This is a genomic window from Pseudomonas sp. H1_F01, from assembly GCF_054681425.1.
The window spans coordinates 1,214,075-1,240,113 of the sequence record NZ_CP162823.1 but is presented as its reverse complement, the minus strand read 5'-3'; the positions used below and the strand labels follow the sequence as shown (position 1 = coordinate 1,240,113).

The window sequence follows — 26,039 nt, the reverse complement described above, 5'->3', positions numbered from 1 at the left end:
CCGGTCAGCCGGCGTTGCTGATCAACTGATCGAACTGCGCCAGCAGCCGCTGCAACTCGATGCCCTGCCCTGGCCGCTGTGCATAGACCATCTCGGCCATGGCAAGGATGCCCGAGGCGTTGGGCAGCGGCAGGTCGTTTTCCAGGATGGCTTTCATCCTGGGCAGGAAGATCCATTGCAGCCATTGCTCGAAGTCCAGGGTGTCGACCGCGAATGGCTCGACACTGGCCAGTGCCTGCGCCGAAGGCGAAACATCGCTCCACCAGCCCTGGACTCGCAACTCCCGCTCGATCAACAGCAACTGATCGGCGATTTGAGGAAAACGCGTATCCATCAAAGCGAAACCTTGGCCTTCTGACGGGCCAATGCCGCGCCAGCGGAATCGCCCTGTTTCTCACGGGCCTGGGCGATCAACTCCCACAGGCTGGCCTGAAGTGCCGGGCGACCACTGGAGAATGTCAGGCCACGACGGGCCAGCTGTTCGGCTTGCGGCGCATCGCCCTGGGCCATGCGCACCTGGGCCAGGCGATAAAGCACCTGGGGTTCGCGCGGCGCGACACGCTGGGCACGCTCCAGGCTGGAAGACGCACCGTTGAGGTCACCACCGGCCTGTTGCTGTTGCGCCGTGGTCAACAGGGCCAGAACCGGGCCGTCGAGCTGTTCATCGGCGGACAGACCACCGGCTCCTGCCGACGGAATGCTGCTCGGCGTCGAAGGCATGCTGTAGCTGCCCTGGTCGATCGGCGAGGTTTCGATTGGCCCGGGGGTAATCGGGCCCGGCGTGATCGGCGTGCTGCTGATCGGCGCAGAGGTCGTCGCGCCGCCACCAGGCACCATCACGACGACACCGGTGTCGCCCTGCGGGATTGCCTGGACCTGGCCCTGCGCCGGCCGCTTCACTGTCGTTTGACGGAAACCGCCATTGGCCGAGACCCGCTCGCTGTTGGAAACAGCGGTGCCGGAATCAACGACCGGAATCGAACCGCGTTGTACGGTAGAGCAACCACTGAGCAAAGCCACGGCTGTTACCGCTGGAATCAACCACTTGTTCACTTGAAACCCTCTTTGCTTAATTCATCCAGTCCTTGACCCAATCCATCACCGATTCGGCGGGATTCGTGCCGCCACAGGCTGCACCGGGTGGCGGTTCGCTGCCGCGAATATACGGCATCTGCACGGCGCCCGGGCAATTGGCATCGGAGCCTTGCCCCGTACGCGAATCGACCCACGCCTGGACGATGTTGTCCGGTTGCGGCATGTCCAGCGGCAACGGGTCGGCCTTGCGCATGAAGCTGGTCCAGACCTGCAGCGCACCGGTGGCACCGGTGAACGGGGTCTTGCCATTGTCATCACGTCCGAGCCAGACCACCGCCAGCAGGTCCTGGCTGAAGCCGGCGAACCAGCTGTCGCGCGAGTCGTTACTGGTACCGGTCTTGCCCGCCAGGGTCAGGGTCCGGGGCAGCACGTTATAGACCGAGCTGCCGGTGCCTTCACGCATGACCCGCTGCATCGCGCTCTGGATCAGGTAAATGGAGGCCGGATCGAAACGCTGCTGGATCTGGAACGGATAACGCTTGAGCGGTTCGCCATCGGCGGTCAGCACGCTGCGGATCCCGCGCATCGGCGTATTGAAACCGCCGTTGGCCAGCGTCTGGTACATGGCCGCCACTTCGATCGGCGTAAGGCCACCGGCCCCCAGCAACATCGATGGGAACGCCGGGAATTCGCGACTAACCCCCAGGCGCGCCAGGGTCTTGAGTACGTTCGGTACGCCGACTTCCAGCCCGAGGCGAGCGGTCGACAGGTTGTAGGAGTGCGCCAGCCCCTGGTACAGGAACACCGTACCGTGGGAACGACGATCATAGTTCTGCGGTTTCCAGACCTGGCCATCGGCGCCCTTGACCGAGAACGTCTCGTCCGACAGCCAACTGGTCAGCGTATATTGGCTCGGCTTTTCCAGGGCGGTGAGGTACACCGCCGGCTTGATCAGCGAGCCAATCGGACGCACCGCATCCAGCGCTCGGTTGAAACCGGCGAAACTGGCCTGCCGGCTGCCGATCATGGCCTGGACTTCACCGGTTTCCGGGTTGGTCACCACCATGGCCGCTTCAACTTCGTCGGCGCCCTTGCGCCCACCCAGCCGCTTGAAAGTGTCCTCGACCGAGGCTTCAGCCTTCATCTGCAGGATCGGATCGAAACTGGTGAAGATGCGCAGGCCTTCTTCGGTCAAGTCTTCGTCGCGGTAGTCTTCCCGCAGCTGACGCTTGACCAGGTCCATGAAGCCGGGGAAGGAGCTGTCCGCCAGGCTGCCGCGCTTGGTCACGCCCAACGGCATCTTTTTCGCCGCCTCGACTTGCTCGGCCGTCGCCACACCCTGTTGTTGCAGCAGGTCGAGCACCAGGTTGCGCCGTTCGAGGGCGCGCTCCGGATTACGACGCGGGTTGTAGGAAGACGGTCCCTTGACCATGCCCACCAGCAACGCCACCTGATGCAACTTGAGCTCGGACAGCGGTTGGCTGAAGAAGAACTGGCTGGCGAGGCCGAAACCGTGCACCGCCCGTTGACCGTCCTGACCGATAAATACCTCGTTGAGGTACGCCTCCAGGATCTCCTGCTTGTCGTAGTGCAGCTCCAGCAACAACGCCATCATGGCTTCGGTGAGCTTGCGGGTCAGGCTGCGTTCGTTGGTCAGGTAGAAGTTCTTGACCAACTGTTGGGTCAGGGTACTGCCGCCCTGGCGCATGTGGCCCGAGGAGGTATTGACCCAGATGGCCCGGGCAATCGACTTGGGCGAGACGCCGAAGTGATGGTAGAAGTCGCGGTCTTCGACGGCGATCAGCGTATCGAGCAGGAACGGCGGCACCTGGTCGATCTTGATCAGGATCCGGTCTTCGAGGTTCTTGGGGTACAGGCCACCAATGAGCAGCGGCTCAAGGCGCACCACCGACAGGCTTGCGTTGTTGGCGCCGGTCAGCGCAGCGACATAATCGCCGGAAAAACGCACCCGCACCGGTTGTGCCTGCTCCATGCCTTCATAGAACTGAAAGCCACGGGTGTTGAGGTCGATGGTATTGCCATTGACCGAGGCCGCACCCGGACCATTGGCCACGCTTTCACGGCGATAACCCAAGGCATCGAGCTCGGTCAGGAAATCATCCTTGCTCAGCTTCTGTCCGACGAACAGCTCCAACGGCCGGGCATAGACCTTGGCCGGAATGGTCCAGCGCTTGCCGGAGAACTTCTCCTGGACCACGGCATCGAGATAGACCGCAAAACCGGCGAGCACGACGAGGCCCACCAGGCTGAGTTTAAGGGCCCAGCCCAGCCAGGGCCGCAGGCGGCTGGCGGGTGGTTTCTTGGGGGTACGGGGGGATCGGGTACGAGTCATGGCGGCGGATTATACGCACTTTGCCTCGGTTCAACATGAGCCCTCCACGCGGTTTGCGTTAGCGCGGCTTGCGGCCATAATGACGGCCTTGAATTTTTCCAGTCTATGAAGGACCGCCCGTGAGCCAATCCCTGATCGCTGCCCTGCAAAACCCGGCCCTCTACCCACATCCCGTCGAAGGGTTCCAGGTCATCGAGACCCACATTTCCTGGGTATTGCTCACTGGGCCATACGCCTACAAATTCAAAAAGCCGGTCAACTTCGGCTTCCTCGACTTCACCAGCCTCGAGGCGCGCAAGCACTTCTGTGGTGAGGAGTTACGCCTCAACCAGCGCCTGACCCAGGACCTGTACCTGGACGTCCTGCCGATTACCGGCAGCGCCGAAGCGCCACAGCTGGGTGGCGACGGCCCGGCCATCGAGTACGCCCTGAAGATGCGTCAGTTCCCGCAGAGCGAACTGCTCAGCACGCTGCAAGCCAACGGCGAACTGACCACCGCGCACATCGACGAGATGGCCGCGCAGATCGCCCAGTTCCATCTCTCCACGCCCAAGGTGCCCGCCGAAAACGACGCCGGCACCCCGCAAAGCGTGATGGCACCGGTGCTGCAGAACTTTGAACAGATCCGCCCGTTCCTCAACGACAAGGCCGACCTGTTGCAACTCGAAGCCCTGCAAGCCTGGGCCGAGAGCAGCTTCGAACGCCTCAAGCCGCTGTTCACCCAACGCAAGGCCGAAGGTTTCATCCGCGAATGCCACGGTGATATCCACCTGGGCAACGCCACCGTGATCGACGGCAAGGTGGTGATTTTCGACTGCATCGAGTTCAACGAACCGTTCCGTTTCACCGACGTCTACGCCGACACCGCATTCCTGGCGATGGACCTGGAGGACCGCGGCCTGAAATCGCTGGCACGGCGCTTCGTCAGCCAGTACCTGGAACTGACCGGTGACTACCAGGGCCTGGAGCTGCTGAACTTCTATAAAGCCTATCGTGCCCTGGTCCGGGCAAAAGTCGCGTTGTTCAGCATGCCGGCCGAAGCCGATCCGGTGCAGCGCGCCACCACCCTGCGCCAGTACCGCAACTACGCCAACCTGGCGGAAAGCTACAGCACCATTCCTTCGCGCTTCCTGGCCATCACCCACGGCGTCTCGGCCGTTGGCAAAAGCCATGTCGCGATGCGCCTGGTAGAGGCGCTGGGCGCCATTCGCCTGCGTTCGGACGTGGAGCGCAAGCGTCTGTTCGGCCAGCAACAAGTACCCAACGATCCAGAGGCCGGCATCTATAGCAGTGACGCCAGCAGCGCTACCTACGCCCGCCTGCATGAAATCGCCGCGGTGATCCTGCGCGCCGGCTTCCCGGTAGTGATCGATGCCACTTACCTCAAGCGCGATCAACGCGACGCAGCGGCGAAAATCGCCGAGGCCACCGGTGCTCCGTTCCTGATTCTCGACTGCGACGCGCCGCAAGCGGTCATCGAAAGCCGCCTGGCACAGCGTCAGGCCGACCAGAAAGACCCCTCCGATGCGAACCTGGCGGTCATTGCCGCACAACAATCCAGCCGCGAAGCCCTGACCCCGGCGGAAATTCTCTGCAGCAAACGGGTCCAAACCAATGAAAGCGGCACACTCGACATCGTGGTCGCGCAGATCCGTCAGCGCCTGCCAGGCCTGTAGATATTTTTTCGGCCGTGAAGCGATGCCCGGCTTCACGGCCGTCAAATAGTGGCACTATACTGGCGTCATAAAACCAACAGGTGATATGAAATGAGCCTTCCCAAGCTTCTCAACACCCCGCTTTATGCCTTGCTGCGCAAAGACGATATCGCCGGGTTCAACAACGAACGCCCACAAGGCCCGGTCGACATGCGTGGCGGCGACTTTCGAGGCCTTGATCTGCGGGAACTGAATGCGGACGACGTTGACTTCAGCGACGCCTACTTCCGCTCCGCCGATCTGCGTGGCATCGATTTTCGCAAGTCGTCACTGGAAGGCGCGAGCCTGGCCCATGCGCAAATCTCCGGTGCCTACTTCCCGCCGGAACTGTCTGCGGACGAGATCCTGATGTCGATGAACTTCGGCACCCGGTTGCGCTACCGCACTCGCTGAACCTGTTTGAAGCGGGTCGGCCAACGAGCGGACCTGCCACAGACTGAACGGATCTCCAGCGCCCCCGCTTGCGCTGGAGCATATAGTTTGCAGCCTTTTCCCACCCCATCGTGCGTAATGCATTAGAAGCTTTTGCGTCGAATCCGACCAAACAATCACGCTTTTCCTACTGACCGCTACACTGCTCAGAAGCTTGCCCACTGCACCAGTCGGCCGTCGCAAGGAGGCTCGATGAATGATGAACTGCAACACCTGAAGAATCTGGGCAAGACATCAGCCCAGTGGCTGCACGCTGTGGGCATCCACAGCGCATCCGATCTACGCCGGCTCGGCGCGGTGGACGCCTATCGCGCCGTACGCACGCGCGGCTTCCGGGCTTCCAAGGTGTTGCTGTACGCCATCGAGGGCGCGTTGATGGATGTGCATTGGAATGACATTCCCGCCGAGCGCAAAGAAGCCCTGAATAAACAGCTGGACGCCATTTCGACGCGCCACAAGGCCTGACGCCCTTTCGTTTCCTGCACGGACCCTGGCCGCGAGGTTATTTCGGCGAATCGCAAAACAATGTTTGACATGGTAATGAGAATCGCTATGATTACCACATCCGGTCGCGAGACTGGTCGATATTTGAACAGCCCTTGGTTCGGACTCTCAGATATCTCCTCATCAGGCTAATCACGGTTATTTGACCCGGCTGTTGCCGGGTCTTTTTTTGCCTGTAGAAAATCACTTTCCGACGTGTTCACGCATCTGCGCACAGTAATCCTGTGGCGGCATGGCCGGCGTGTACCACACGTAATCCGCCATGGCCGACGTCACCTCACTGCCCTCCTCGGCCAGCATCAGGACGATCGGTGCCTCGCTGGCGCCAAGATCCAGCGCATGCAGCGGCACACCAACATCCTTTCGCGCATGCCAGGCACCGGCGAACAACAATGCCGGTGTCGGCGCTTGCAGCAGGCGTTCGGCCATGCGTCGGTCACGCTGTTGCTGCACGGCCAGCATCGCCGGCATTTGCGACTCGGGCAGCAAACCGCAGTGGGATTCACGGATTTGCCCCAACAACTCGTCCTTCACAGTGGCTGCATTGGAGCGAGTGCCCATCAAGCCCGGTGCTTGTCGATAGAAACGCTGGATCTCGGCGGCGTCCAGATTGGCAGCCAGCAACGGATAGCGTTGCGCCAGGGCAAACTCGACGACGGGGCCATACAGGCGCCAATCCCAGCCGGGCGACCAATCCAGTGCGCCGGGCAGGTCCTTCGGCAAGGCGGGTAACTGGCGGACCGAATCAACGCGTGGTTGCTGGGCGGGGGTGAGCATTTCCAGCAACAGACTGCCCTGGGCACGCTGCCCGGCCAGGGCCTGGAGCAGCCAGACCTGCAGCGCGTGGTGATCGCGATTGTCGTGCCGCTCCCCCACCACCACCCGAGGCGCCTTGGCCAAGCGTTCAACCAATGCCTGGGGCGTCACGGCCTGGCCATTGTGCAAATCGCGGATTCGTCCGCCGAGTGGGGGCGGTGCGATGCTCTGACACGCCGTCAGTACACTCAATGCCAGAATCAGAAGCAGGCGCACGTCCATATCCTCCAGGGTGCCCTCAGCGGGCAATGATCAATGGATGCCCGCGCTCCGGATGGTCTTGCACCAGCACGTCCAGGCCAAACACCGCCTTGAGCGGTTCCGGGCGCAGCACATGCCGGGGCGTGTCCAGGGCCACCGGCCGACCGGACGCGAGCAGCAACAGGCGATCACAGTAACGCGCCGCCAGGTTCAGGTCATGCAGGATCACCAGCACGGCAGCGCCGCGACTGGCGAATTCACGCACCGCCAGGAGGATGGTGTGCTGGTGCAGCGGATCGAGCATCGAGGTCGGCTCGTCCAGCAACAGGGTTTGCCCCGCTTCACCTGGCCACAACTGCGCCAACACCCGCGCCAAGTGCACCCGCTGACGTTCACCGCCGGACAACGCCAGATAACTGCGACCGTGCAGATGCGCGGCGTCTGCCGCTTGCAGCGCCGCGGCGACGACTTGCTCATCGCGCACTCGACCACTCTGGTGCGGCAGGCGCCCCATGCCCACGACCTCCTCGACACGAAAGGCGAAATCCAGGGTCGAGGACTGCGGCAAGACCGCCAGGCACCGGGCGCGCTCGGCACCCTGCCACTGGGCCAATGGCCGGTCATCGAGCCAGACCTGCCCCTGGGCCGGGCGCAATTCGCCGCACAGGCCCGCCAACAAAGTACTTTTACCTGCGCCGTTGGGCCCAAGCACTCCGAGTACTTCGCCAGGGTTGAGTTCGAGATCGACGTCCGCCAGCACCGTCTTGCGGCCACGTTGAATGTGCAGGTTCTGCGCTCGCAGCATCAGGCGCGCCCTCGCACCAATAGATAAAGGAAGAACGGCGCGCCGATGAAGGCCGTGACAATGCCGATCGGCAATTCCGCAGGAGCCAGGGCCAGGCGCGCCACCAGATCGGCGAACAACAGCAGGCTGGCACCCGCCAACACCGAAGCGGGCAGCAACACACGGTGGTCGGGGCCTGCCACCAGGCGCACCAGATGCGGCACTACCAGCCCGACAAAGCCGATCATGCCCGCAGCCGCCACCGCCGCGCCAACCCCCATGGCCGTACAAAACACCAGTTCACGCTTGAGGCTTTCGACGTTAACGCCCAGGTGGGCAGCCTCGGACTCCCCTAGCAACAGTGCATTAAGCGCCCGGGCCCGCCGTGGTAGCCAGAGCGCCACGCCGACACTGACCAGCAACAGCGGCCACAACCGCGCATAGCTGGCGCCGTTGAGACTGCCCAGGTTCCAGAACGTCAGGGTGCGCAGGGTCGCGTCGTCCGCCAGGTAGGTGAACAGGCCGACGGCCGAACCGGACAGCGCGGTCAGGGCAATACCGGCCAGGAGCATGGTCGCGACATGGGTCTGGCCGTTGCGTCGCCCGAGACGATAGACCAGCGCCGTAACGCCGAGCCCGCCAAGAAATGCACACAACGAAAGCACGTAGGGGCCAAAGGCTTCGGGCAACCCACCCAGCGCCGAGCCACCGACAATGGCGAACGCGGCGCCCAGTGCCGCACCGCTGGACACACCCACCAGCCCCGGGTCCGCCAGTGGGTTGCGAAACAACCCCTGCATCGCCACACCGGACAACGCCAACACCCCGCCCACCGCCAACCCCAGCAAGGTACGCGGCAAGCGGATCTGGCCAAGGATCAGTTCGGCCTGCTCCAGGCCATCGGCGGCCACCGGCAAGCCCAACAGACGCAAGGCAGCGCGCAAGGTGTCGAGCAACGGCAAACTTACCGGCCCCAGGGCCAGGGACAGCCAGGTTGCCAGCAGACACAGCAGGCCCAGGCCAATGAACAAGGTACCTGGCTTGACCAACGAGGTCATGGCGCCGTGGCCGACGCAGCCGGATAAAAGCCTGCCGTCAGTGTCATCAGGCTTTGTGGCAACCGCGGGCCCAAGCCGCCTACCAGCAGCGTCGGATCAAGCTCCATGACGCGCCCGTCCCTGGCGGCCCGGGTCGAAGAAAGAATCGGGTTTTCCCTGAACAACGCCGCACGCGCTTCTTCACCGCTCAAGGCACGGTCAGCAAAGACCAGAACTTGCGGATTCAGGCTGGCCAGGGTTTCCACGGAAAAAGACTTGTAGCCGCTGTGGGTCGCCAGGTTGTGACCGCCGGCCTGCTGTAACAACCAATCAGCGGAAGTGCCCTTGCCCGCAACCAGTGGTTTGCCGCCGGAACTACCCACCAACAGCAATACGCCGGGAGCCTTTTGCTTGCGCTGGGCTTCGGTCACCCGGGCCTGTTGCTGGGTGAGTTGTTTTTGATAAAGGTCGAACAACCGCGCCGCCTCGGCCTCGGCCCCCAGCAGTTTTCCCAGGTGCCGCAAATTGCCCTGCAGGGCCGGCAGGTCTGGTGTGGCCGAGAACAGTTCGACCTGCACCCCGGCGCTGCGAATTTGCGCCAGCACGGGCGGTGGCCCCATTTCCTCAGTGCCCACCAGGATCTGCGGACGCAGGCTCAGCACGCCCTCCGCCGACAGCTGTCGCTGATAGCCAACACTGGGCAAGGCCTGCAAGGATTCAGGATGCTGGCTGGTGGAGTCCACGCCCACCAGCTTCGATTCGCCCCCCAGTGCACTGACCCACTCCGACACGGCGCCGCCGGCACTGACCCAGCGTTGCGGCAATTGGGCCGCGCTGGCCCCCTGGTTGACCAACAGTGCGACACAGAGCGCAACAACGCGGATATTCAGGCGCATCGGGCAGCTTCCTCAAAGAAGTTTTTCACAGGACCGGGCATGGCCAAGTATCCTCAGCCTCCTGCGAAGAAGACGCCATTTGATAATTGTTTTCATTTGACCGTCAAGCGTGGATCTTTTGCCACACGAAACCTTGTGGGAGCGAGCTTGCTCGCGATAGCGGCGAGTCAGTCACCGAGATGTTGAATGTGCCGCCGTCATCGCGAGCAAGCTCGCTCCCACAGTGGATTCACTCCGACAAATATTGAGACACACATGAAGTTTCTTTGTACCGCCGCCCAATTGCCCGACAACGGCAGTCGCGGTTTCGACCTCGATGGGCGCAAGGTGCTGGCCGTGCGGCGCGCCGGCCAGGTCTATGCCTATCTCAACCGCTGCCCGCACCGGGGCGTACCGCTGGAATGGCAACCCGACCAGTTCCTCGACCCCAGCGCCAGTCTGATCCAGTGCGCCACTCACGGCGCACTGTTTCTGATCGAAAGCGGCGAATGCGTAGCCGGCCCCTGCGCCGGTCAGTTCCTCGCTGCGCTAGACAGCCGGGAGGACGAGCAAGGCATCTGGGTCGAGCTCTAGCAATACCGGCAACGCACGGTCCACCCACATCTGCTCGGACGTCAGCGTGACCCCATAGGCCAGCACCTCCACACCCGCCGCCACCGCATCACGCAAGGCCGCGGCGTACACCGGGTCGATTTCCTGTGCCGGGCGCACCGCTTCGATGCCGCTCAGGTTCACACAATACAGCTGCACCGCCCGCACACCTTCCCGGGCCAGGCAGGCGAGCTCCCTCAGGTGCTTGGCCCCGCGCAGGGTCACCGCATCGGGAAACGCCGCCACATTCGTGCCATCGAAACCCAGCGTGACACTTTTGACTTCGACCCAGGCCGAGCCTTGATCGTAGTCCAGGCGAAAATCGATGCGGCTGTTTTCCACCCCATAAGCCACTTCCCGCTTGAGCCCGGTAAACCCTTTCAGTTCGCTGATGACCCCGGCGCGCAAGGCTTCTTCGACCAAGGCGTTGGCCCGCGCGGTATTGATGCAGGCGAGCCGCCCTTGAGGGGTTTCGCCGATTTCCCAGGTGCCGGGCAACTTGCGCTTGGGGTCGCTGGAGCGACTGAACCAGACACGCGCACCTTCAGCCATGCAATTGAGCATCGAGCCGGTGTTGGGGCAATGAATAGTGAGCAGTTCGCCATGAACGGTCTCGATATCGGCGAGAAAACGCTTGTAACGTCGAATCAAGCGACCTTCTTCCAACGCAGGGAAAAAATGCATCAGCCTTGCCAGCTCCGTAGTCCGCGTTCGATTCGTGCCACCGCTTCCTGTAGCCGCGGCAGGCTCTGGGTGTAGGCGAAGCGCACGTGGTGGCCGGCCTGATGACGGCCGAAATCCAGGCCCGGTGTAAAGGCCACGTGTTCGGTCTCCAGGAAGTGCTGGCAGAACGCAAAGGCATCGCCGCCGAACGCACTGATGTCGGCATAGAGGTAAAACGCCCCTTCCGGCTCCACCGCAATACCGAAGCCCAATTCACGCAAGGCCGGCAGTAGAAAGTCACGGCGCCGCGCAAACTCGGCCCGTCGCTGCTCGAAGATCTCGATGGTCGCCGGCTCGAAACAGGCCAGGGCGGCGTACTGGGCCATGCTCGGCGCACTGATGTAGAGGTTCTGCGCGAGCTTTTCCAGCTCGCCGACAGCCGCCGAAGGGGCCACCAGCCAGCCAAGTCGCCAGCCGGTCATGCCGAAATACTTGGAGAAACTGTTAAGGACAAAGGCATCGTCATCGACTTCCAGCACGCTGGCGGCGTCGGTGCCGTAGGTCAGGCCGTGATAGATCTCGTCCACCACCAGATGGCCGTTGTGGCCCTTGATGGCCTTGGACAGCCCCGCCAGCTCGTCCCGGGTGAGAATCGTCCCGGTCGGGTTGGCCGGTGAGGCCACCAACGCACCGACGCTGTCCTGATCCCAATAACGGTTCACCAGGTCTGGCGTCAATTGGTAACGCACATCCGGCCCCACCGGCACCAATTGCGCCGCCCCTTCGACCAGGCGCAGGAAATGACGGTTGCACGGATAACCGGGGTCGGCCAGCAGCCAATGCTTGCCTGGGTCCACCAGCAAGGCGCTGGCCAGCAGCAACGCGCCGGACCCGCCCGGAGTCACGAGGATGCGCCTGGGGTCAATCTCCACCCCGTAGCGCTGGCCGTAGAAACCGGCGATGGCCTCGCGCAGCTCGGGGATGCCACGGGCCGCGGTGTAACGGGTCTTGCCCGCCGCCAGCGCGGCCTGGCCGGCCTGGATGATTGGCTCGGCGGTGGTGAAGTCCGGTTCGCCGATCTCCAGGTGGATGACGTCATGCCCGGCGGCCTGCAGCTCGTTGGCACGGGCCAGCAACGCCATCACATGGAAAGGTTCGATGGCGCGGCTGCGCGCACTGTAGGGCTGAGCCATTGGCCTTCCTTCAGGGGGAAAAAGAACCGATTCTACCCAACTCTCCAGCCAAGTCAGAAACAACTGCGGGAACGCGCGCGAACCGCAAGTGGTCTGAGCCCGTGAATTGCAGGAAATGACTCCCGCGATTGGCCCAGGCTTGACTAGAATCAAGCATTGAGCAGGTTTAAATCCCCACCGAAGCGAACCCCGCCACGTTTTACAGGCCTCGGTCGCCGCAGGCTCGACAACCGGGAGTAGCGCGGCCCGATTTGATCTGGTAAGTTCGCCCGCTTGCAGCCGCAGGGCCGGCAGGTGTCGGTGATGGAGCAATCCTGCGTAGTGGATTACAAGAGTAGAGGCGGTCCATTCATGCCCACCCAAGCAAAGCAAAATCAAAATCAGTCGCTCAGCGGGTTTGAGCCGTACGTCCCGCAAGCTGGCGAAGAGTACATGGGCGCCCCCATGCGCGCGCACTTCACCAAGATCCTGAACAAGTGGAAACAGGACTTGATGCAGGAAGTCGACCGCACCGTGGATCACATGAAAGACGAAGCGGCCAACTTCCCCGACCCGGCCGACCGTGCCAGTCAGGAAGAAGAGTTCAGCCTCGAACTGCGCGCCCGTGATCGCGAGCGCAAGCTCATCAAGAAAATCGACAAGACCCTGCAGTTGATCGAAGACGAAGAATACGGTTGGTGCGAGTCCTGCGGCATCGAGATCGGCATTCGCCGCCTGGAAGCCCGCCCGACAGCCGATCTGTGCATCGACTGCAAGACCCTGGCGGAAATCAAGGAAAAACAGGTCGGCAAGTAACTGCCGGGGCTGTCACCGAAACGGAGCGTTCATACGCTCCGTTTTTTGTTTCCGATACCGTCTCCAAGTCTGGCGCCTCCTTGTGGGAGCGAGCCTGCTCGCGAAAGCGGTGGGTCAGCCAGCCTTGATGTGACAGATACACCGCTATCGCGAGCAGGCTCGCTCCCACAGGGGATACGCTTCATTGTCGAAATTGTATGCCTACCGCCCAGACTCAGTAACATTCGCCCTATGACTGCCACCGCCCCCTACATCGGCCGCTTCGCCCCCACCCCCAGCGGCCACTTGCACTTCGGTTCACTGGTCGCCGCACTGGCGTCGTACCTGGATGCCCGCGCCGTGGGCGGGCGTTGGTTGCTGCGCATGGAGGACCTCGACCCGCCCCGGGAAGAACCGGGCGCGCAAGCAGCGATTCTCAAGGCACTGGAAAGCTACGGGTTCGAATGGGACGGCGAGATGGTTCGCCAGAGCGAGCGCCATGACGCCTACGATCAGGTCATCAACCGGCTGTTCAGCCAGGGCCTGGCCTACGCCTGCACCTGTTCGCGCAAGCAACTGGAGGCGTACCAGGGCATTTATCCGGGGCTGTGCCGCAACGCCGGGCACCGCACCGAGGACGCCGCCATCCGCCTGCGCGTCCCCGAGCTTGAGTACCACTTCACCGACCGGGTCCAGGGCGAGTTCCGCCAGCACCTGGGCCGTGAGGTCGGTGACTTCGTGATCCGCCGCCGTGACGGGCTCTACGCCTATCAATTGGCCGTGGTCCTGGACGACGCCTGGCAAGGGGTGACCGATATCGTGCGCGGCGCCGACCTGCTGGACTCCAGGCCGCGCCAGCTCTACCTGCAAGAACTGCTCGGGTTGCCGCAACCGCGTTACCTGCACGTGCCGCTGATCACCCAGCCTGATGGGCACAAGCTCGGTAAATCCTACCGCTCACCGCCCCTGGCTGCCGATCAGGCCACGCCACTGCTGTTACGGGCGTTGCGCGCGCTGGGCCAGCAACCGGGCCTCGAACTGGTCGATGCCAGCCCACGGGAACTGCTGGCTTGGGGCATTCGCCACTGGGATGCAGGCAAGATCCCGCGCACACTGAGCCTGCCCGAAGCGCAAATACGTTGACGGCCCTTGCAGCTTGGCGCCCATCCGTTACCATCGCCGCACGTTTTTTGGGCACGCGCATAAATTAGAGAGGCCGGGATGTATATCTATCGCTTGGTCCTGCTCCTGGTAGTGGGGATTTATCTGTTCTCCCCGGCCATCATGGATTGGTGGATCGATGCCACGGGTGCCTGGTATCGGCCGTATCTGCTCTGGCTGATCCTGATTGTCGTGACCTTCATCCTGCAGAGCCAAAAAGATGCCGATGAGCTTTAGCCTGACCCAGATGGTCCTGATCAGCGCCGCCTACCTGGCAGTGCTGTTCGGCGTAGCCTGGATCAGCGAACGAGGCATGATCCCCCGGGCGATCATCCGCCACCCGCTGACCTACACCCTGTCGCTGGGTGTCTATGCCAGCGCATGGGCGTTCTATGGCACGGTCGGGCTGGCCTATCAGTACGGCTATGGTTTCCTCTCCAGTTACCTCGGCGTATCGGGCGCGTTCCTGCTGGCGCCGGTGTTGCTCTATCCGATCCTGAAAATCACCCGCACCTACCAACTGTCGTCGCTGGCCGACCTGTTCGCCTTTCGCTTTCGCAGCACCTGGGCCGGCGCGCTGACCACGATCTTCATGCTGGTCGGGGTACTGCCGCTGCTGGCCCTGCAGATCCAGGCCGTGGCCGACTCCATCAGCATCCTGACCCGCGAGCCGGTGCAGCACCGGGTGGCGCTGAGCTTCTGCGTACTGATCATCCTGTTCACGATTTTCTTTGGTTCCCGACACATCGCCACACGGGAAAAACACGAAGGCCTGGTGTTCGCCATCGCTTTCGAATCGGTGATCAAGCTGATTGCCATCGGTGGTGTCGGTCTCTATGCCCTGTACGGCGTGTTCGACGGCCCACAACAGCTGGAAGTGTGGCTGCTGCAGAACCAGACAGCCCTCGCCGCCCTGCATACGCCCTTGCAGGAAGGCCCATGGCGCACGCTGTTGCTGGTGTTCTTCGCATCGGCCATCGTGATGCCGCACATGTACCACATGACCTTTACCGAAAACCTCAACCCGCGCTCGCTGGTAAGCGCCAGTTGGGGCCTGCCGCTGTTCCTGCTGCTGATGAGCCTGGCGGTACCGCTGATCCTCTGGGCCGGCTTGAAGCTGGGCGCCAGTACCAATCCGGAATACTTCACCCTGGGTATCGGCATCGCCGCCAACAGCAAGGCCCTGGCGTTGCTGGCCTATGTCGGCGGCCTGTCGGCGGCCAGCGGCTTGATCATCGTCACCACGCTGGCATTGTCGGGCATGGCCCTCAACCACCTGGTGCTGCCGCTCTACCAACCACCGGCCGAAGGCAATATCTACCGCTGGCTGAAATGGACACGGCGGGCGCTGATCGTCGCGATCATCATGGCCGGCTACGGTTTTTACCTGATGCTGGGTGAGGGACAGGACCTGGCCAACCTGGGCATCGTCGCCTTCGTTGCCACCTTGCAGTTCCTGCCCGGCGTGCTGTCGGTGCTGTATTGGCCGACCGCCAACCGCCGCGGCTTCATCGCCGGCCTGTTGGCAGGGATCCTGGTGTGGCTGGTCGCGATGCTGTTGCCGCTGATGGGCAACCTGCAGGGCTTCTATATTCCGCTGCTGAACATGATCTACGTGCTCGACGACACCAGTTGGCATATGGCGGCCATCGCCTCTTTGGCGGCAAACGTGCTGATGTTCACCCTGATCTCGCTGTTCACCAACGCCAGCAGCGAAGAGGCCAGCGCCGCCGAAGCCTGCGCGGTGGACAACGTCCGCCGCCCGCAGCGCCGCGAGCTGCACGCCGCCTCGCCCCAGGAATTCGCCACGCAACTGGCCAAGCCCTTGGGCGCCAAGGCCGCGCAAAAGGAAGTCGAACAGGCCCTGCGCGACCTCTACCTGCCCTTCGATGAACGTCGTCCGTATGCTCTGCGTCGTCTGCGGGACCGGATCGAGGCCAACCTGTCCGGCCTGATGGGCCCCAGCGTGGCCCAGGACATGGTCGAGACATTCCTGCCCTACAAGGCCGGCGGCGAGAACTACGTCACCGAAGACATCCACTTCATCGAAAGCCGCCTCGAGGATTACCATTCGCGCCTCACCGGCCTTGCCGCCGAATTGGACGCCTTGCGCCGTTACCATCGCCAGACCCTGCAGGAACTGCCGATGGGCGTGTGCTCCCTGGCCAAGGACCAGGAAATCCTGATGTGGAACAAGGCCATGGAAGAACTGACCGGGATCGCGGCCCAGCGCGTGGTCGGTTCACGCCTGAGCACCCTGGGCGAGCCGTGGAAAGGCTTGCTGCAAGGCTTCATCAACCTGCCGGACGAGCACCTGCACAAACAGCACCTGGCCCTCGACGGCCAGACCCGTTGGCTGAACCTGCACAAGGCGGCGATCGACGAGCCGTTGGCGCCGGGTAACAGCGGCCTGGTGCTGCTGGTCGAAGACCTGACCGATACCCAGATGCTCGAAGACAAGCTGGTCCACTCCGAACGACTGGCAAGCATCGGCCGGCTGGCCGCCGGGGTGGCCCACGAAATCGGCAACCCGATCACCGGCATCGCCTGCCTGGCGCAGAACCTGCGCGAAGAGCGCGAGGACGACGGCGAGCTGACGGAAATCAGCGGCCAGATCCTCGAACAGACCAAGCGCGTGTCGCGCATCGTCCAATCACTGATGAGCTTCGCCCATGCCGGCGGTCACCAGCACAATGACGAGCCCGTCTGTCTGGCCGAAGTGGCCCAGGATGCCATTGGTCTGCTGGCGCTCAACCGGCGCAATTTCGAAGTGCAATTCTTCAACCTGTGCGATCCGGACCATTGGGTCGATGGCGACCCCCAGCGGCTCGCCCAGGTGTTGATCAACCTGCTATCCAACGCGCGGGACGCCTCACCGGCCGGCAGCGCGGTGCGGGTCAAGAGTGAAGCCTTCGAACACACGGTCGACCTGATCGTCGAAGACGAAGGCAGCGGTATCCCACAGAACATCATGGACCGATTGTTCGAACCTTTCTTCACCACCAAGGATCCTGGCGAAGGCACCGGTCTGGGCCTCGCACTGGTCTATTCCATCGTTGAAGAGCATTATGGACAAATCACCATCGACAGCCCGGCCGATGTACAAAGCCAACGCGGCACCCGTATCCGGGTGACCTTGCCGCGTCATGTCGAAGCGACGTCCGCTGTGAACTGAGACCGTCGAGAGAATCGAATCAATGCCGCACATTTTGATCGTCGAAGACGAAACAATTATCCGCTCCGCCTTGCGCCGCCTGCTGGAACGCAACCAGTACCAGGTCAGCGAAGCCGGTTCAGTGCAGGAAGCACAAGAACGTTTCAGCATTCCCACGTTTGACCTGATCGTCAGCGACCTGCGCCTGCCTGGCGCCCCGGGTACCGAGCTGATCAAGCTCGGCCAGGGCACACCCGTGCTGATCATGACCAGTTACGCCAGCCTGCGCTCGGCGGTCGACTCCATGAAAATGGGTGCGGTGGACTACATCGCCAAACCGTTCGACCACGATGAGATGCTCCAGGCCGTGGCCCGCATCCTGCGTGACCGACAGGCGGCGACCAGTAACCCGGCGGAACCCGCCGGCAAGGCCAGTGCCTCGGCGAAAGCCGGCGCCAGCAACAATAATGGCGAAATTGGCATCATCGGTTCCTGCCCGCCCATGCAGGACCTGTACAGCAAGATCCGCAAGGTGGCACCGACCGACTCCAATGTCCTGGTCCAGGGCGAGTCCGGTACCGGCAAGGAGCTGGTAGCCCGTGCCCTGCACAATCTGTCACGCCGGGCCAAGGCGCCGATGATCTCGGTGAACTGCGCGGCGATCCCGGAAAGCCTGATCGAGTCCGAACTGTTCGGTCATGAGAAAGGTGCGTTCACCGGCGCCAGCGCCGGGCGCGCAGGCTTGGTGGAAGCGGCGGACGGCGGCACGCTGTTCCTCGATGAAATCGGCGAGTTGCCGCTGGAAGCCCAGGCGCGGTTGCTGCGGGTGCTTCAGGAAGGCGAAATCCGCCGGGTCGGCTCGGTGCAGTCGCAAAAAGTCGACGTCCGCCTGATCGCGGCTACCCACCGTGACCTCAAGAGCCTGGCGAAGATCGGCCAGTTCCGCGAAGACTTGTATTACCGCTTGCACGTGATCGCCTTGAAGCTGCCCGCCCTGCGCGAGCGTGGCGCGGACGTCAATGAAATCGCCCAGGCATTCCTGGCTCGCCAGAGCGCGCGGGTCAACCGCACCGACCTCAAGTTCGCCCCGGACGCCGAGCAGGCCATTCGTCATTACGCCTGGCCGGGTAACGTTCGCGAGCTGGAAAACGCGGTCGAGCGGGCGGTGATCCTGTGCGAGAGCCCGGAAATCTCGGCCGACCTGCTGGGCATCGACATCGAACTGAGTGACCTGGACGACGAAGAGTTCATCGGCCTGGCCCCGCAACAGGGCGGCGCTGCCAACAACAGCCACGAACCCACCGAAGACCTGTCCCTGGAGGATTACTTCCAGCATTTCGTCCTGGAACACCAGGACCACATGACCGAGACCGAACTGGCACGCAAGCTGGGCGTAAGCCGCAAGTGCCTGTGGGAACGTCGCCAGCGCCTGGGAATTCCACGGCGCAAGACCGGAGCGACCAGCGAAAGCTGAGGTGTGGGGGTAACACCGCTGAATGTGAAAAAACTGTTACCTCAGCTTTTTCACGTAACAGAAGCCGGGGTTTACGGTAACGAAACCCCGGTTTTTTTTCGCCCCGAAAAAATGGTTATAACCCTAGAACGCCCGGTTTCGCTGGGCCTCGCAAAAGTTGGCACGCACCCTGCTATAGCTTTGGTACAAGAACAATAACAAGCAATGCAAAAGACAATAAAAATAAGACGAATCGACTCACGCACAATAAAAACAAGACGGCGAGAGGCGCAGCTAACTGATTCTTTTGGAGAGGCGTTGTATTTGGGGCTTGCCCCACAACCAGGCCGAGAACAATAAAAACTGTCTCAAGACAGGTGCCTGAACTGGTTGGATCGATTGATCACTGCAACACAGCGACCAAAGCAATCCGTTTGCTCTTGGCTCCCGATTGGGAGGGTCACAAAGGAAAAAACCTTGTGGCGTGGGCACTCAACAAAAACAAGAAGCCCGAAACCAATAATAAAAATAGAGCACGTAACTAATTCTGGGGGAGCTTCGGCTCCCCTTGTGGTTTCTGTCGTTCCGCCTCCCCGCAGCCTACAAGGCTTGTCGCTGAAGCTTGCAGCTCTAAACTGCTCCGTCCTACACCATCCCTCGACTAAATGCTAGAATCTCGGCCCATCATGCGGTCATTCTTCGTTTTTGGCCGAATATTCCTTCAAACAGTGCATCCCATGCTGAAGAAGCTGTTCCAGTCATTCCGTTCTCCCTTGCGTCGTACGCAACACATTCGCAGCACGCCTGAAGTGCTCAACAGCGGCCAGCATTCACTGCAAAAGGCCCAGTTCAGCCGTTATGCGGTGAACATCGTCGAACGTTTGCAGAACGCCGGTTACCAGGCTTACCTGGTCGGTGGCTGCGTGCGCGACATGCTGCTCAACATCACCCCCAAGGATTTCGACGTCGCCACCAGCGCCACGCCGGAACAGATACGGGCCGAATTTCGCAATGCGCGGATCATTGGCCGGCGCTTCAAGCTGGTCCACATTCACTTCGGCCGCGAAATCATCGAAGTGGCGACCTTCCGCGCCAATCATCCGCAAAACGATGAAGAGGAAGACAGCAACCAGTCTTCCCGCAACGAGAGCGGGCGCATCCTGCGCGATAACGTCTACGGCACGCTGGAGGAAGACGCGCAACGCCGCGACTTCACCATCAACGCCCTGTATTACGATCCGGTCAGCGAGCGCATCCTCGATTACGCCAACGGCGTACACGACATTCGCAATCGCCTGATCCGCCTGATTGGCGACCCCAAGCAGCGCTACCAGGAAGACCCGGTGCGAATGCTGCGGGCCGTGCGTTTCGCCGCCAAGCTGGATTTCGGCATCGAAAAACACAGCGCCGTGCCGATTCGCGAACTGGCACCGATGCTGCGGGAAATCCCTTCGGCGCGCCTGTTCGAGGAAGTGCTCAAGCTGTTCCTGTCGGGCAACGCCGCAGACACCTTCGAGATGCTGGTGGACCTGCAGTTGTTCGATCCGCTGTTCCCCGCCAGTGCCGAGGCCCTGGAGCACAACCCGACCTACACCCACACCTTGATCAGCGAAGCACTGATCAACACCGACCTGCGCATCAAGCAGAACAAGCCGGTGACGCCTGCGTTCCTGTTCGCCGCGCTGCTCTGGCCTGCCCTGCCGGCCCGGGTGTTGCGCCTGCAAGAGCGTGGCATGCCGCCGATCCCGGCGATGCAGGAAGCTGCCCACGAGCTGATCGCCGAACAGTGCCAGCGCATCGCCATTCCAAAACGCTTCACGATGCCGATCCGCGAGATCTGGGACATGCAGGAACGCCTGCCACGGCGCAGCGGCAAACGTGCCGACCTGCTGCTGGACAACCCGCGTTTCCGCGCTGGCTACGACTTCCTGCTGCTGCGTGAAAGCGCGGGCGAGCAGACCGATGGCCTGGGCGAATGGTGGACCGATTACCAGGACGCCAACGACAGCGAGCGCCGCGACATGATTCGCGAACTCAGCGGCAAGGATGAAGGCGCCAGCGGCCCGCGCAAGCGCCGTCGCAGCAGCGGTGCCAAGCGCAAGCGTGCCGGTGTACCGAGCGCATCGGGCGAGTAATCGATGGAACGCATCTACATCGGCATGGGCAGCAACCTGGCGGAACCCGCCGAACAATTGCGCAGTGCCATCCAGGCGCTGGCGCAATTGCCCGATACCCAACTGGTGGGGGTCTCGGCGTTTTATCAAAGCGATTCCCTGCTGCCCGGCCAGCCGCGCTACACCAACGCGGTGGCGGCGCTGGACAGCCGCCTGGCACCGCTGGACCTGCTCGATGCGCTGCAAGCCATCGAAACCGGGCAGGGTCGAGAACGCCTGGAACGCTGGGGTCCGCGCACCCTGGACCTGGATATCCTGCTGTTCGGCGATCGCCTGATCGACGAGCCTCGCCTCAAGGTCCCCCACTACCACATGCAGGCCCGGGCCTTCGTGCTGTACCCACTGGCCGAGTTGGCACCCGCCGACCTGCACCTGGCCGATGGACGCTCACTCAAGGATCTGCTCGCGGCGTGCCCATTCGCCGGTCTGGAACGCCTGCCTCCAAACTGATGCAAATCCCTGTGGGAGCGAGCTTGCTCGCGATAGCGTCGGCACATCCAGCATCCAGGATGACTGACATACCGCCATCGCGAGCAAGCTCGCTCCCACAGGATTCAGACCCGGCAGTCAGATCCGAAACACGCCTCTACGCTGAAACGCATCAGTAACCCCGGTAACACCCGGCGGTAACACATCCAATTGACTTCCCGAGAGCTCCTCACGACTATAGGCGTCCCGATGCCGCCAACGCGGCGTTTAAAGGGCGCAATCCAGGCCTTACAAGCACCACACATAGAGGGTGCGCCTGTATAGATGACGATTCATGCGCGTTACTCGCAGTAGCTCAAGAGCGCCTAATGAGGACTTTTTCATGCCAGCTATTACCCTGACCACGCTGCAAGGTCTCAAGCAAAAAGGTGAGAAAATCACCATGCTGACCTGCTATGACGCAACTTTCGCCCACGCCTGCAATGAGGCCGGTGTCGAAGTGTTGCTGGTGGGCGATTCCCTCGGCATGGTGCTGCAAGGTCACGACAGCACGCTGCCGGTGACCACCGCCGAGATGGCCTACCATGTGGCCGCCGTCAAACGCGGTAACACCGATGCACTGATTCTCGCCGACCTGCCATTCATGGCCTACGCCACCCTTGAACAAACCATGACCAACAGCGCCATGCTGATGCAGGCCGGTGCCCATATGGTCAAGGTCGAGGGCGCGTTGTGGCTGGCCGATTCGATTCGGTTGCTGGCCGAGCGGGGTATCCCAGTGTGCGCGCACATGGGACTGACCCCACAATCGGTCAATATCCTCGGTGGCTACAAGGTCCAGGGCCGCAATGAGAACCAGGCGCGGCAGATGCGCGCCGATGCGATTGCGCTGGAGCAGGCTGGCGCGGCGATGTTGCTGCTCGAATGCGTGCCCAGCGAGTTGGCGGAAGAAATCACCCAGGCGGTGAAGATCCCGGTGATCGGGATCGGCGCCGGCCACGCCACCGACGGCCAGGTGCTGGTGCTGCACGACATGCTCGGGCTGTCGATCACCGGTCGCGTGCCCAAGTTCGTGAAGGACTTCATGGCAGGGCAAACGTCCATCCAGGGCGCCCTGAGTGCCTATGTCGCTGAGGTCAAGGCCGCGACCTTCCCTGGCGTCGAACACGGGTTTTCTGCATGAACACCGTCAAAACCGTACGCGAACTGCGGGCCGCCGTGGCCCGTGCCCGCGGCGAAGGCAAACGCATTGCCTTCGTGCCGACCATGGGCAACCTGCACAGCGGCCACGTGGCGCTGGTCACCAAGGCCGCGCAACGGGCCGACTTCGTGGTGGCGAGCATTTTCGTCAACCCCCTGCAATTCGGTGCCGGCGAAGACCTGGACAAATACCCCCGCACCCTGGCGGCCGACCAGGAGAAACTGCTCCAGGCTGGCTGCCATCTGCTGTTCGCGCCCAGCGTCGAAGAGATGTACCCCGACGGCATGGCCGGGCAGACCCGGGTCAGCGTCCCGCAATTGTCCGAAGGCTTGTGCGGCGCCAGCCGTCCAGGGCATTTCGAAGGTGTGGCGACAGTGGTCAGCAAGCTGTTCAACATGGTCCAGCCTGACCTGGCGGTGTTTGGCCAGAAAGACTACCAGCAACTGGCAGTGATCCGCGCACTGGTCCATGACCTGAACATGCCGATCCAGATCATCGGCGAGCCGACCGTTCGCGCCGAGGATGGCCTGGCGCTGTCCTCGCGCAACGGCTTCCTCAGCCCGGATCAACGCGCCGTCGCGCCCGTGGTCTATCGCGTCCTGAGCCAGATCGCCGAGGCCATCAAACAGGGTCGACGAGATTTCCCGGCGCTGATCGGTGAGCAGCTCAAGCAACTTGAAGCTGCCGGCCTGCGTCCCGATTACCTGGAGATCCGTCACGCCAAGACCTTGCGCCCGGCATTGAACGAGGACCGTGACCTGGTGATTCTGGTGGCGGCCTTCCTCGGTACCACGCGCCTGATCGACAACCTGCACCTGGACCTCGACAACCCCGCCTGAACCCACACCCGCCCCAATCTGGGGATGGGCCTTGTGGGAGCAAAGCTTGCTCGCGATAGCGGTCTGATATTCGACATACGTGTCGAATTTGACCACGTCATCGCGAGCAAGCTTTGCTCCCACATACAGACTGCACTTGCAAATCCCTCGAGTATTGCCGCCCCACAAGCCTTCAGGCAGACTGCCCGCCGTTCGGACTCGACCAGAGGAAAAATACATGCACGCCATCATGCTCAAGGCCAAGCTGCATCGCGCCGAAGTCACTCACGCAGTGCTCGATTACGAAGGCTCCTGCGCCATCGATGGTGAGTGGCTGGACCTGTCGGGGATCCGTGAATACGAACAGATCCAGATCTACAACGTCGACAACGGCGAGCGCTTCACCACCTACGCCATCCGTGGCGAGGAAGGTTCGCGGATGATCTCGGTGAACGGCGCCGCAGCGCACAAGGCCAAGGTCGGTGATCGTGTCATCATCTGCGCCTATGCCCACTACAGTGAAGCCGAGCTGGTCAACTTCAAGCCGCGCATGCTGTACATGGCACCAGGCAATGAACTGAGCCACACCAGCAATGCGATTCCGGTACAGCTCGCCTGATCGAACCCGAACGATATCTGTGTACAAACCTGTGGGAGCAAAGCTTGCTCGCGATAGCAGTGTGTCAGGCGACATCCATGCAACGGGTCCATTGCAATCGCGAGCAAGCTTTGCCCCCACAGCGAACCATTTCCGCCCCCTGTTGTATAAAAAAGTACCGGGAACCGGTCAGACAAAGTCAAGACAGATCGCAACGCGAGGTTTACTGTATCCGCGCTGCGTCCGGCGATCGTGTCGATGCAGTGTCCGGACGCCCACCTCGAGCCGCGCCGGAATTTTTAGTGTACAAAAGGTCGTTCAAGTAAAAAGGAAACCCGCAGCGATGGCGTATTACCGAACCCCTCATGACGTGACCGCTCTGCCAGCCTGGCAAGCGCTGAATGACCACCGCAAAGCCATGCAGGATTTCAGCATGCGCGAAGCGTTCAATGCCGATCCGCAGCGTTTTACTCAATTCACCCTGTCGAGCTGCGGCCTGTTTCTCGACTACTCGAAAAACCTGATCAACGCCCAGACCCGCGACCTGCTGGTGGGCCTGGCCAACGAAGTCGACCTCAAGGGCGCGATCAAGTCGCTGTTCGAAGGCGAAATCGTCAACGCCTCGGAAAACCGCCCTGCCCTGCACACCGCCCTGCGTCGGCCGGTGGGCGACAAGCTGCTGGTCAACGGCGTCAACGTGATGCCGGACGTGCACAAAGTGCTGAACCAGATCACCGACCTGGTGGGCCGCATTCACGACGGCCTGTGGCGCGGCTACACCGAAAAGCCGATCACCGACGTGGTGAACATCGGCATCGGTGGTTCTTTCCTCGGCCCAGAGCTGGTGTCCGAAGCGCTGTTGTCCTACGCGCAAAAAGGCGTTCGCTGCCACTACCTGGCGAACATCGACGGCAGTGAGTTCCATGAACTGACCATGAAGCTGCGCGCCGAGACCACGCTGTTCATCGTCTCGTCGAAATCCTTCAACACCCTCGAAACCCTGAAGAACGCCCAGGCCGCCCGCGCCTGGTACCTGGCCCAGGGTGGCTCCGAAGCGGAGCTGTATCGCCACTTCATCGCCGTGTCGAGCAACAACGCCGCCGCCGTGGCCTTCGGCATCCGCGAAGAAAACATCTTCCCGATGTGGGACTGGGTCGGCGGGCGTTACTCGCTGTGGTCGGCCATCGGCCTGCCGATCGCCCTGGCCATCGGCATGTCGAACTTCAAGGAATTGCTCTCCGGGGCCTATTCCATGGACCAGCATTTCCAGAGCGCCCCGTTCGAGCAGAACATGCCGGTGCTGCTGGCACTGCTGGGCGTGTGGTACGGCAACTTCTGGGGTGCGCAGAGCCATGCGATCCTGCCGTACGACCACTACCTGCGTAACATCACCAAGCATTTGCAGCAATTGGACATGGAATCCAACGGCAAGAGCGTGCGCCAGGACGGTACCCCGGTGTCGACCGACACGGGCCCGGTCATCTGGGGCGGCGTCGGCTGCAACGGTCAGCACGCTTACCACCAGTTGTTGCACCAGGGCACCCAGTTGATCCCGGCCGACTTCATCGTGCCGATCGTCAGCTTCAACCCGGTTTCCGATCATCACCAGTGGCTGTACGCCAACTGCCTGTCCCAGAGCCAGGCGCTGATGCTCGGCAAGACCCGCGCCGAAGCCGAAGCCGAGCTGCGGGACAAGGGCGCCAGCGAAGAAGAGGTGCAGAAACTGGCCTCCCACAAGGTGATCCCGGGCAACCGTCCGAGCAACACCCTGGTAGTCGAACGCATCAGCCCACGTCGCCTCGGCGCACTGGTGGCGCTGTATGAACACAAGGTGTTCGTGCAGAGCGTGGTCTGGGGCATCAACGCCTTCGACCAATGGGGCGTGGAGTTGGGCAAGGAACTGGGCAAGGGCGTCTACAACCGCCTGGTGGGCAGCGAAGAAAGCCTGGCCGAAGATGCTTCGACCCAGGGCTTGATCAACTACTTCCGCGGACGCCACCGCGGCTGATCCCTGGGTTTGCATTCCCCCTGTGGGAGCGGGTCTTGTGGGAGCAAAG

Annotated in this window: 24 protein-coding genes; 15 read left to right on the top strand and 9 right to left on the bottom strand. The window is 62.1% G+C overall.

Features of this window, described 5'->3' with window-relative positions:
• Positions 1–4: 4 nt before the first annotated feature.
• The 3 genes from AB4O09_RS05705 to mrcB are packed head-to-tail and all read right to left on the bottom strand — an operon-like array spanning position 5 to position 3,388.
• Positions 5–334, bottom strand: a complete 330-nt coding sequence (locus AB4O09_RS05705) for a YqcC family protein (RefSeq protein ID WP_003205615.1) — start codon at positions 332–334, stop codon at positions 5–7.
• Positions 334–1,053: a tetratricopeptide repeat protein gene (locus AB4O09_RS05700; RefSeq protein ID WP_003205617.1), complete on the bottom strand. Its 720-nt coding sequence runs from the start codon at positions 1,051–1,053 to the stop codon at positions 334–336. The genes AB4O09_RS05705 and AB4O09_RS05700 overlap by 1 nt, the downstream gene beginning before the upstream one ends.
• 16 nt (positions 1,054–1,069) lie before the next feature.
• Entirely contained in the window at positions 1,070–3,388 is a 2,319-nt protein-coding gene (gene mrcB, locus AB4O09_RS05695; protein ID WP_003205618.1) for a penicillin-binding protein 1B, read from the bottom strand.
• Positions 3,389–3,507: 119 nt separating this feature from the next.
• Here mrcB and AB4O09_RS05690 point away from each other — a divergent pair, with 119 nt between their 5' ends.
• The 3 genes from AB4O09_RS05690 (at position 3,508) to AB4O09_RS05680 (ending at position 6,000) form a co-directional block, all read left to right on the top strand.
• Positions 3,508–5,064: a bifunctional aminoglycoside phosphotransferase/ATP-binding protein gene (locus tag AB4O09_RS05690; RefSeq protein WP_212795355.1), complete on the top strand. Its 1,557-nt coding sequence runs from the start codon at positions 3,508–3,510 to the stop codon at positions 5,062–5,064.
• Positions 5,065–5,154: 90 nt separating this feature from the next.
• Positions 5,155–5,496: a pentapeptide repeat-containing protein gene (locus AB4O09_RS05685; RefSeq protein WP_003205621.1), complete on the top strand. Its 342-nt coding sequence runs from the start codon at positions 5,155–5,157 to the stop codon at positions 5,494–5,496.
• Positions 5,497–5,727: 231 nt separating this feature from the next.
• Entirely contained in the window at positions 5,728–6,000 is a 273-nt protein-coding gene (locus tag AB4O09_RS05680) for a TfoX/Sxy family protein (protein ID WP_003205623.1), read from the top strand.
• Between the two features lie 222 nt (positions 6,001–6,222).
• On the opposite strand, the gene AB4O09_RS05675 is transcribed toward AB4O09_RS05680, so the two are convergent.
• The 4 genes from AB4O09_RS05675 to AB4O09_RS05660 are packed head-to-tail and all read right to left on the bottom strand — an operon-like array spanning position 6,223 to position 9,773.
• Positions 6,223–7,077, bottom strand: a complete 855-nt coding sequence (locus AB4O09_RS05675) for a ChaN family lipoprotein (RefSeq protein ID WP_013694221.1) — start codon at positions 7,075–7,077, stop codon at positions 6,223–6,225.
• A 16-nt stretch (positions 7,078–7,093) separates the two neighbouring features.
• Entirely contained in the window at positions 7,094–7,861 is a 768-nt protein-coding gene (locus tag AB4O09_RS05670; protein WP_003205626.1) for a heme ABC transporter ATP-binding protein, read from the bottom strand.
• Complete coding sequence (locus AB4O09_RS05665; RefSeq protein WP_167331299.1) at positions 7,861–8,844, bottom strand: FecCD family ABC transporter permease; 984 nt, start codon at positions 8,842–8,844, stop codon at positions 7,861–7,863. The genes AB4O09_RS05670 and AB4O09_RS05665 overlap by 1 nt, the downstream gene beginning before the upstream one ends.
• Positions 8,845–8,894: 50 nt before the next feature.
• A complete protein-coding gene (locus tag AB4O09_RS05660) occupies positions 8,895–9,773 on the bottom strand; it encodes a heme/hemin ABC transporter substrate-binding protein (RefSeq protein ID WP_039014124.1) in 879 nt (292 codons plus the stop codon).
• A gap of 255 nt (positions 9,774–10,028) precedes the next feature.
• On the opposite strand from AB4O09_RS05660, the gene AB4O09_RS05655 reads away from it, so the two are divergent.
• The gene (locus AB4O09_RS05655) at positions 10,029–10,346 is read left to right on the top strand and encodes a Rieske (2Fe-2S) protein (RefSeq protein ID WP_003205632.1); all 318 of its coding nucleotides are present in this window, start codon (positions 10,029–10,031) and stop codon (positions 10,344–10,346) included.
• Here AB4O09_RS05655 and sfsA read toward each other — a convergent pair.
• A complete protein-coding gene (gene sfsA / locus AB4O09_RS05650) occupies positions 10,302–11,048 on the bottom strand; it encodes a DNA/RNA nuclease SfsA (RefSeq protein WP_003205634.1) in 747 nt (248 codons plus the stop codon). The two genes, AB4O09_RS05655 and sfsA, sit on opposite strands and share 45 nt — an antisense overlap.
• Entirely contained in the window at positions 11,048–12,220 is a 1,173-nt protein-coding gene (locus AB4O09_RS05645) for a pyridoxal phosphate-dependent aminotransferase (RefSeq protein WP_027912140.1), read from the bottom strand. Before AB4O09_RS05645 ends, sfsA begins: the two co-directional genes overlap by 1 nt.
• 351 nt (positions 12,221–12,571) lie before the next feature.
• On the opposite strand from AB4O09_RS05645, the gene dksA reads away from it, so the two are divergent.
• From dksA to pgi, 11 genes are all read left to right on the top strand, one after another.
• The gene (gene dksA / locus AB4O09_RS05640) at positions 12,572–13,015 is read left to right on the top strand and encodes an RNA polymerase-binding protein DksA (RefSeq protein WP_003205639.1); all 444 of its coding nucleotides are present in this window, start codon (positions 12,572–12,574) and stop codon (positions 13,013–13,015) included.
• A gap of 231 nt (positions 13,016–13,246) precedes the next feature.
• Positions 13,247–14,137, top strand: coding sequence for a tRNA glutamyl-Q(34) synthetase GluQRS (gluQRS, locus tag AB4O09_RS05635; protein WP_460108000.1), 891 nt, complete (start codon positions 13,247–13,249; stop codon positions 14,135–14,137).
• A gap of 78 nt (positions 14,138–14,215) precedes the next feature.
• Positions 14,216–14,392, top strand: coding sequence for a hypothetical protein (locus AB4O09_RS05630; RefSeq protein WP_003176118.1), 177 nt, complete (start codon positions 14,216–14,218; stop codon positions 14,390–14,392).
• Positions 14,376–17,330: a sensor histidine kinase gene (locus AB4O09_RS05625; RefSeq protein ID WP_003205642.1), complete on the top strand. Its 2,955-nt coding sequence runs from the start codon at positions 14,376–14,378 to the stop codon at positions 17,328–17,330. The genes AB4O09_RS05630 and AB4O09_RS05625 overlap by 17 nt, the downstream gene beginning before the upstream one ends.
• A 22-nt stretch (positions 17,331–17,352) precedes the next feature.
• Positions 17,353–18,783 (top strand): sigma-54-dependent transcriptional regulator, encoded by a 1,431-nt coding sequence (locus AB4O09_RS05620; protein ID WP_003205644.1) that lies wholly within the window; start codon positions 17,353–17,355, stop codon positions 18,781–18,783.
• A gap of 716 nt (positions 18,784–19,499) precedes the next feature.
• Entirely contained in the window at positions 19,500–20,897 is a 1,398-nt protein-coding gene (locus AB4O09_RS05615; protein WP_003205647.1) for a polynucleotide adenylyltransferase PcnB, read from the top strand.
• 3 nt (positions 20,898–20,900) lie between these two features.
• Entirely contained in the window at positions 20,901–21,386 is a 486-nt protein-coding gene (gene folK / locus AB4O09_RS05610) for a 2-amino-4-hydroxy-6-hydroxymethyldihydropteridine diphosphokinase (protein ID WP_003205649.1), read from the top strand.
• Between the two features lie 361 nt (positions 21,387–21,747).
• A complete protein-coding gene (gene panB / locus AB4O09_RS05605) occupies positions 21,748–22,548 on the top strand; it encodes a 3-methyl-2-oxobutanoate hydroxymethyltransferase (protein ID WP_003205650.1) in 801 nt (266 codons plus the stop codon).
• Complete coding sequence (gene panC / locus AB4O09_RS05600; protein ID WP_003205652.1) at positions 22,545–23,405, top strand: pantoate--beta-alanine ligase; 861 nt, start codon at positions 22,545–22,547, stop codon at positions 23,403–23,405. Before panB ends, panC begins: the two co-directional genes overlap by 4 nt.
• 217 nt (positions 23,406–23,622) lie before the next feature.
• Positions 23,623–24,003 (top strand): aspartate 1-decarboxylase, encoded by a 381-nt coding sequence (gene panD / locus AB4O09_RS05595; protein ID WP_003205654.1) that lies wholly within the window; start codon positions 23,623–23,625, stop codon positions 24,001–24,003.
• A gap of 322 nt (positions 24,004–24,325) precedes the next feature.
• Positions 24,326–25,990, top strand: coding sequence for a glucose-6-phosphate isomerase (gene pgi, locus AB4O09_RS05590; RefSeq protein ID WP_003205656.1), 1,665 nt, complete (start codon positions 24,326–24,328; stop codon positions 25,988–25,990).
• Positions 25,991–26,039 lie beyond the last annotated feature (49 nt).